This is a genomic window from Halogeometricum sp. CBA1124, from assembly GCF_009741955.1.
Classification (GTDB): Archaea; Halobacteriota; Halobacteria; order Halobacteriales; family Haloferacaceae; genus Halogeometricum; species Halogeometricum rufum.
The window spans coordinates 1-6,017 of sequence record NZ_WPCD01000216.1; the positions used below are offsets into that span (position 1 = coordinate 1).

Annotated in this window: 6 protein-coding genes and 1 pseudogene; 2 read left to right on the top strand and 5 right to left on the bottom strand. The window is 68.0% G+C overall.

Features of this window, described 5'->3' with window-relative positions; all coding sequences use genetic code 11:
• Positions 1-166 precede the first annotated feature (166 nt).
• Entirely contained in the window at positions 167-862 is a 696-nt protein-coding gene (locus tag GJ632_RS18500; protein ID WP_197428082.1) for a hypothetical protein, read from the top strand.
• A 69-nt stretch (positions 863-931) separates the two neighbouring features.
• Here the strand turns inward: GJ632_RS18500 and GJ632_RS18505 are convergent, their stop codons facing one another.
• Positions 932-2,029 (bottom strand): type IV pilin, encoded by a 1,098-nt coding sequence (locus GJ632_RS18505; RefSeq protein ID WP_191453712.1) that lies wholly within the window; start codon positions 2,027-2,029, stop codon positions 932-934.
• Positions 2,030-2,482: 453 nt separating this feature from the next.
• Between GJ632_RS18505 and GJ632_RS22435 the strand changes: the two genes are divergently transcribed.
• On the top strand, positions 2,483-2,647 hold the full coding sequence (locus GJ632_RS22435) for a hypothetical protein (RefSeq protein WP_177232600.1): 165 nt from the start codon (positions 2,483-2,485) through the stop codon (positions 2,645-2,647).
• Positions 2,648-2,686: 39 nt separating this feature from the next.
• On the opposite strand, the pseudogene gcvPB reads toward GJ632_RS22435, so the two are convergent.
• The 4 genes and pseudogenes from gcvPB to GJ632_RS18525 form a co-directional block, all read right to left on the bottom strand.
• Positions 2,687-4,110: pseudogene (gene gcvPB, locus GJ632_RS18510) on the bottom strand (aminomethyl-transferring glycine dehydrogenase subunit GcvPB).
• Positions 4,111-4,113: 3 nt separating this feature from the next.
• Positions 4,114-5,436, bottom strand: coding sequence for an aminomethyl-transferring glycine dehydrogenase subunit GcvPA (gene gcvPA / locus GJ632_RS18515; protein WP_089807877.1), 1,323 nt, complete (start codon positions 5,434-5,436; stop codon positions 4,114-4,116).
• The gene (gene gcvH / locus GJ632_RS18520; RefSeq protein WP_089807878.1) at positions 5,433-5,813 is read right to left on the bottom strand and encodes a glycine cleavage system protein GcvH; all 381 of its coding nucleotides are present in this window, start codon (positions 5,811-5,813) and stop codon (positions 5,433-5,435) included. Before gcvH ends, gcvPA begins: the two co-directional genes overlap by 4 nt.
• A 2-nt stretch (positions 5,814-5,815) precedes the next feature.
• On the bottom strand, positions 5,816-6,017 hold a 202-nt coding region (locus GJ632_RS18525; RefSeq protein WP_305037693.1), incomplete at its 5' end, for a glycine cleavage T C-terminal barrel domain-containing protein.

Below are 6,017 nucleotides of genomic sequence, written 5' to 3' on the forward strand. Positions count from 1 at the left end.
GTCGCTGCGGACCAATCGGGACCAGCGCGAACTCCGACGTACAGCGGTGCGTCCCACAGACCGTCGTCCTCACCGGTCAGTAGCGTGACGGGGCCGTCTATCTCCGCGACCGGAATCGTGAGTGCGTCGTACGCGTTCGCGCGCGGTCGTTCTGCGTGGTCGAGGGATGAGCGACGCGCTGGACTTCCGGACGTACACGCAGGACCTCCTCGGCACCGTCGTCCCCGCCGACCCCTCGACGTTCCTCAAAGAACTGGTCAGAGAGACCGAACGTCGGTCGGAGGTCCTCGACAGAATCGTCGCCGGGAGCGACGACGAACTGGAGGCGCAGGTGACGGAGTTCGTCGACAGCATCCACGGCAACGCACAGGAGGTCGAAGACGAACTGTCGGGCGCGTCGTTCGGGACGTTCGAGGTGCTCCTCGCGGCGTTGAACTTCAACTACTCGTGGAAGATATACCAGCTCGACCGGATGACTTCGGAGTTCGACGACGTGCTCACCGACGACCAGCGACGGGCGATGGACGACCTGAACACGGCGCTGGCGATGTTCGGCCCCGCCCGCGAGCACATCAAGACGCTGTACTTCCAGTGGGCGCTCGTGGACCTCTCGCAGTACATCCTCTACGTCGCCGTCCCCGCACTCGCCGTCGCGGGCGGGATGCTCGGGTTCGTCGGCAGCGAGACGTTCGGCGGCGCGATGTTCCTCGGCGTGCCCGTGCTGACGTGGGTCGTCGGCGCGGCGTTCACCGTCACGCTCCTCCCGTTCCTGCTCTTCACGTCGTACATCCTCCGCATCGCCACCGTCGCCAAGCGGACGCTCGCCATCGGACCGCTCATCCTGCGCGAGTCGCAGCGGTGAGGCGGTTCGGCTCCGGCGGCGGCGTACCGTCGGGCCCGCCCCGTTCGCGCGTCGCCGCGACCCGCTCGGCTACGGACTCGCCGAGCGCGTCTCCGCGGGACAGACGATGACCTCCCCGCCCCCGCTCACCTCGTGGACCTGCGGCGCGGCCGTCCGCTGGGTGAAGAAGGAGACCAGGACGACGGCGTCCTGGTAGTCCGCCGTCTCGTGGGTGGGGCCCTGTCGGTTGAAGTCGAACAGGTAGATGGCCTGATTGTCGTCCAGCGAAATCGTCCCGTTCTCGACGAACGACTCCGCGTAGGTGGCGACGTCCTGTTGGCCCGAGTCGGCGTCGAAGTTCGGCACCGAGTCGCCGTCCCGAAGCACGACCAGATACTCGTCGTTCTCGTCGGCGCTCGTCGTCCGCCACTCGTGTTCGGTGACGTCGACGTAGTAGGTGCTGCCGTACTGCTCGAAGCTGTAGTCGTAATCGTCCGACGGGCCGACGTACCGAGCGTCCTCGACCGTCCCGCCCCGCGCCTCGACCGAGATGGACGTGCCCGCGGACTGCCGCGAGACGCCGTACGCCCCGACGGTCGTGTTCGAGTCCCCGACCATCTCCCACGCCTTCACCTCGCTCCCGTTCACGCCGACGGAGATGTTCACTGGCGCGTCGTAGCGCGTGCTCGACCAGCCCGTCCCGAGGAACTTCACGTTCGCGGTGAAGTCGGCGGTGGTCTCGACGGTGTCACCGCGGATGACGAACTGGCCGCGTTCGACGGGGACGCGGCGCTCCGAGAGGGTGTACGAGGAGTCCTCGCGCTCGTAGGTGAGGGTCACCTCGGCGGTGTCCGTCCCGGCGCGACAGACGGCTGACTCGTCGAGTTCGAGGTCGAGTCGCTCGCCGGCGGACCACTCGCCGTCCGCGAGGGAGGCCGCACTCGTGCTGTCGAGGTCGATAGTCCGCGTCGTTCCGCCGGCACCGAGTCTCACGGAGAGCGGACCGGCCGGCACGGCCTGTCCGCCCCGGTGGACGAACTCCAGGGTGTGTTCGGTGTCGTTGCCCTGGAGGTCGACCTCGATGGTCTCGTCGGCGACGAAGACGGGGGCGGGGTCTCTCAACTCCGTCTGAAAGCCCAGCAGCATCCCGCCGGTGAGCACGCCGAGAGCGACCACGATGACGACCATCAGGCGACGCCGACAACGGGCGAGAGCGCTCGCTCGTCCCTCCCACGACTGTCCATCTACCTGATACTCTCCGCACGGTGAAATATAGTTTTGCCCGGGAGTGCGGCGCGTCCGGAGAGAGTCGTTCGCTCGACGACCCAATTCCGTATCGCGACATGAGATATATCCAGGGTTACCGGAGCGAGCACCCGCCCGTCGCTCGGTTCCCTCGGAACGCTACGCCGACCGCTCCCGACTCCCTCGGCGGTCGAACGGTCGACGCTTCGCGTTCGGGTCCGGCACTCGTCCAGCGCCGACGCGACGAGTTCGACCACCGCCGTGCTCGCCAGTCTGTCGGTGACGACTCGGGAACGGGTTTCGGGGGCATCCACACCTCCCGTCCCGAGTCGAGCGGTACGTTCCCGACCGGGCGGAACCAGTATCTTCAACTGCGGCCCACGCAGAGGCACCAGTATGAGCCTGGAGATGGAGTACGACTGCCCCGAATGCGATAGCTCGCAGTTCTGGAAGACGGCGTACATGGAGATACACCTCGGCAAGAAGACGAAGTGGCGGTGTAGCGACTGCGGATACGGCTTCATCCGGATAAACGGCGACATCAGCACCGCAGACGCGTAAATACCGCCGGAACCAGTTCTGCGACGAGAGCGCGGCGCGTTACGACTCGTCTTCGAGCGCCCGCCACGACAGTCGCGGTTCGCGCGCGGCGCTCACCTGGTCGATGCGCCGGGCGGTGGTCCGCGAGGGCGCGTTCGCCAACTCCTCGTCGGAGTCGGCCATCGCGGCGTGAACGCGTGCGCCAGGTCGTCCAGCGAGTCCAGATTCTCTATCTCCGTCGGTTCGGTGAGCATCGCCTCGGGGACGAACTCGGGCCACTTCGTCGTCGGCGGGTGGACGCCGTAGTCGAGCATCCGCTTGGCCACGTCCGCGGCGTCCCTCTCGCCCGCCGTCGCGGCGAACTCGTGGTGGAACGGCTCGTACGGCACCTCGTACTCCATCTGGGAGGCGAGGTAGTTGGCGTTCAGCACCGCCTTCGCGGAGGCGTCCGCGAGGCCCTCGTCGCCGAGGCGGGCGATGTAGGCGTACGCCTTCACGAGGACGAACCAGTTGCCCCGGTAGCCGTGGACCTTGCCGATGGACTCCTCGGGGTCGAACAGTTCGTAGTTGCCGCCCCGCTGACGGACGCGCGGACTGGGGAGGAACGGGGCGAGTTCCTCGACGACGCCCACCGGACCCGCGCCGGGGCCGCCGCCGCCGTGCGGCGTGGCGAACGTCTTGTGCACGTTGTAGTGCATGATGTCGAAGCCCATGTCGCCCGGCCGGCCGCGGCCGAGGAGGGCGTTGAGGTTCGCGCCGTCGTAGTAGAGCAGGCCGCCGGCGTCGTGGACCATCTCGGCGATGTCGACGATGTCGCGTTCGAAGAGGCCGACGGTGTTCGGGTTCGTCAGCATCAGCGCGGCCGTGTCCTCGGAGATGGCGGCGTCCAGCGCCTCCATGTCGACGCGGCCGTCGTCACCGCTGGGGAGTTCGACCACGTCGTAGCCGGCCATCGCGGCCGACGCGAAGTTCGTCCCGTGCGCGGAGGCGGGGACGACGACTTCGCTCCGGTCGTCGCCGCGAGACTCGTGGTAGGCCTTCGCCACGAGGATGCCCGTGAACTCGCCGGCGGCGCCGGCGGGCGGTTGTAGCGTCACGGCGTCCATCCCGCCGATGCGACCGAGGTAATCCTGCAGGTCGTACAGGAGTTCGAGCGTCCCCTGCACGCTCCCGGGCGACCGGTCGGGGTGGACCGCCGCGTTCGGGTCGGCGGCCGCGTCCTCGGTGAACGAGGGGTTGTACTTCATCGTACACGACCCCAGCGGGTACGGCCCGCTCTCGACGCTCCAGTTCATCTGCGAGAGGCGCGTGTAGTGGCGGGCGAGTTCGGGTTCGGACAGTCCGGGCAGTTCCACCGAGTCGCGCGTCAGGTCGTCGGGGAGCGGCGAGTCCTCCTCGTCGACGGCCACGCGCGTCGAGTTCTTCTCCGCGAGGAGCGGTTCGTACACGTCCTCGCGGGCGTAGCGTGCTTGGTCGTAGTCCATGGTTCAGAGCACCTCCTCGAACGCCGCGACCAGCGCGTCGGCCTTCCCGGCGTTCAGGTCGGTGATACACACCTGCAGTTCGTGTTCGCCGACGACGTGGACGGCGAACCCCTCGCTCTCGAGGTCCGAGGCGATGGGCTTCGCCGGTTGGTCGGTGCGGGCGACGAACTCGCGGAAGTGGTGTCTGTCGTGGACGGGCGCGCGAACGCCGCGCAGGTCCGAGAGGTCCGCGGCCAGCGACTCGGCGTCGGTGACGCACCGCTTGGCCAACTCGACCAGTCCGTCGGGGCCGAGGTACGCGACGTGCATCGCCGTCCGGAGGGCGACCCACGCCTGATTCGTACAGATGTTCGACGTGGCGCGCTCCTTTCGGATGTGCTGTTCGCGGGTCTGCAGCGTCAGGGTGTAGGCTCGCTTGCCGCCGGCGTCCTCGCTCGCGCCGACGAGGCGGCCCGGCACCTGCCGGAGGAACTCCTCGCGGGTGGCGAACAGGCCGAGACCCATGCCGTAGGCCGTCGGCATCCCGAGGGCGTCCGCCTCGCCGACGACCACGTCGGCACCGACGCTCGCGGGTTCTTCCAACAGTGCGAGGGCGACGGTGTCCGTCCCGAGACAGAACAGCGCGCCCGCGTCGTCGGCGACGTCGCCGACCGCGGCGAGGTTCTCCTCGACGGCGCCGCGAACCGTCGGGTTCTCGGCGTACACCATCGCCACGTCGTCGTCGGCCAGTTCCGCGAGGGCCTCGGTGTCGACGTTGCCGTCGTCCATCGGGTACGTCTCGACGGTGAGGTCGGTCCCGGCGACGTAGTTGTCGAGGACGCTCCGCTTGCCCGCGTGGAGTATCTCGGGGACGAGCACCCGCGTGCCGGAGACGCGGCGGACGCGGCCGGCCAGTCGGGCCGCCTCGGCCAGCGCCGTCGCGGCGTCGTACATCGAGCAGTTCGCCACCGGGAGGCCGGTGAGTTCGACCAGCATCGACTGGTACTCGAACAGGACCTGCAGGAAGCCCTGCGTAATCTCGGGCTGATACTGCGTGTAGGAGGTGAGAAACTCCGACCGGCGCGAGAGGTCGTCCACCAGCGACGGGACGTAGTGACTGTGGTGCCCGCGGCCGAGGAACTCGGTGAGGCGCTCGTTCTTCGCGAACGTGGCGCGCAGTTCGGTTCGCACGTCGCGTTCCGAACGCGCTTCGATGCCGAAGTCGCCGTCGAACTGGACGTCCGCGGGGATGTCGAACAGCGACTCCTCGTCGGCGACGCCGACGGCGTCCAGCATCTCGGCCGTCTCTGCCTCGGTGTGGGGGGCGTAGGGGCTTCCGCGTGTCATTCGGTCTGGTCGCGGTACTCCTCCGGCGAGAGCAGTTCGTCGAACGCTCCCTCGTCGGCGACTTCGACTTCGAGCATCCAGCCCTCGCCGTACGGGTCCTCGTTGACGAGTTCGGGGCGGTCGAACAGTTCCTCGTTCACCGCGACGACGGTGCCCGTGACGGGCGAGTAGAGGTCCGACACGGCCTTGATGGACTCGACGACGCCGAACTCCTCGCCCTGCGTCACCTCGTCGCCCTCGGCGGGGAGTTCGACGAAGACGACATCGCCCAGTTCGTCCTGTGCGAAGTCGGTGACGCCGACGGTTGCCGTGTCTCCCTCGGTGGTTGCGTACTCGTGCGATTCCAGATACTTGCGGTCTTCGGGTACTTCGAACATAGTTACTCTAGGAAGGGTGTGCTGACGACTTTCGCGCGTTTCTCCTGGCCGCGGACGGCGACGCGGAGGCGGGTTCCGGGCTCTGCGTGTTCGACGGGAACGTAGCCGAGCGCGATGGGTTCGTTCAGCGTCGGACTCATCGTTCCGCTGGTCACGTGACCGACGACGTGCCCGTCGTCGTCCACGACGTCGTAGCCGTGGCGC